This is a genomic window from Mesorhizobium sp. M7D.F.Ca.US.004.01.2.1, assembly GCF_003997785.1.
Taxonomy (GTDB): domain Bacteria; phylum Pseudomonadota; class Alphaproteobacteria; order Rhizobiales; family Rhizobiaceae; genus Mesorhizobium; species Mesorhizobium loti.
This window is the reverse complement of record NZ_RZRQ01000625.1, coordinates 1-1,613: the sequence shown is the minus strand read 5'-3', so window position 1 is coordinate 1,613 and position 1,613 is coordinate 1. Positions and strand designations below refer to the sequence as shown.

Below are 1,613 nucleotides of genomic sequence, written 5' to 3'. Positions count from 1 at the left end.
GCTGATAGGTCGGCTGTTCTCGCAAGCCAATAACCGCAAGAAGCAGCGGCACATGGACTGCAGGCCGGATACCGCCAAGGCGCTGCGCATGTTCCTCCAAACCATCACTGCTCTCCAATCCGCGAACGACTATGGCCGGAACGCATTGGAGGTTCTCGATCAGGAAGTCGGGTGGCACCGCCTGCTCCGAATCAAGCCTGAGCTTGAGTCGATGGTCGAAGACAATGAGGCGTCACCCTTGACCTTGGCGGCAGAGCAATATGCGACCGTCAACAAATATGCCGGTGCGTTCCTACAGGCGTTCACGTTCCGCTCAGCGCGCCGCCACGATCCGCTTCTTGCGGCAATTTCGGTCCTGAAAGGCCTCTATGCCGAGAAGCGTCGGACACTTCCGGATCGCGTTCCCGTCACTCACCTAAGCCAGTCCGATCGAAAGCTCATCTTCGGCCAGGACAAACCTGATCGTCGTCTCTATGAAATTGCGACGCTCGCGGCTTTGCGGGACCGGCTTCGATCTGCGGACATTTGGGTCGATGGCAGCCGATCCTTCCGGCCGATCGACGAGCATCTGATGCCGCGGTCAACATTCACGTCCATGAAGGAGGAGGACCGCCTTGGACTGGGCGTCCAAGGTGACGGCGCGCAGTGGCTTGCCGAAGCGCGTCACATGCTCGACTTCAACCTGAAGCGTCTGGCGCATAGAGCGCGGTCCGGAAAGCTCCAAGGTGTTCGTCTTGAAAATGGAACGTTGATCGTCACGCCGATCGCCGGTGAGGTGCCTGCCGCAGCCGAAGAATTGAATGCCGAGATCAGCGAGTTGTATCCGTTGGTCGAAGTTCCCGACCTGCTGAGGGAAGTGCATGAATGGACCGGCTTTGCGGATTTCTTCACGCATGTTCGCACCGGCGACGTCCCAAGAAATGTCTCGGCCATGCTGGCCGGCGTGCTGGCCGATGCGACCAACCTCGGTCCGAAGCGAATGGCGAGCGCGTCCAAGGGCATCAGCGCGCACCAGATCGGCTGGATGCGCACCTTCCACGCGCGGTCCGAGACCTATCGGGCGGCGCAAGCATGTATCACCGATGCACACACCCGACATCCGCATTCTCGACTGTGGGGCAACGGAACAACATCATCGTCCGATGGCCAATTCTTCCGCGCGAGCGACCGTGCCGCAAAGCGCGGTGACGTCAATCTGCACTATGGCAGCGAACCCGGATCGAAATTTTACAGCCATCTTTCCGATCAGTATGGCTACTTCAGCATTCTGCCCATCAGTCCGACCGAAAGCGAGGCCGCCTATGTGCTCGATGGGCTATTCGACCAGGACACAATCCTCGACATCCAAGAGCACTTCACGGACACCGGCGGCGCGAGCGATCACGTCTTTGGGCTATTCGCTCTGATCGGCAAACGCTTCGCACCGCGACTGCGCAATCTTAAAGACCGGAAATTCCACACATTCGAGAAAGGCGATGCATACCCGGCGCTGTCGAACCATATCGGGGCACCGATCAACACCACCCTGATTCTCGACCATTGGGACGATCTGCTCCATCTGGCGGCGTCGATCACGACGCGATCCGTGGTGCCGTCTACGATCCTGAAGAAGC

General features: G+C 59.1%; 1 protein-coding gene. It reads left to right on the top strand.

The window, feature by feature from the left end; translation table 11 throughout:
• Positions 1-1,613: Tn3 family transposase (locus EN993_RS35565; protein ID WP_127266216.1), on the top strand; the 1,613-nt coding region annotated here is incomplete at both ends.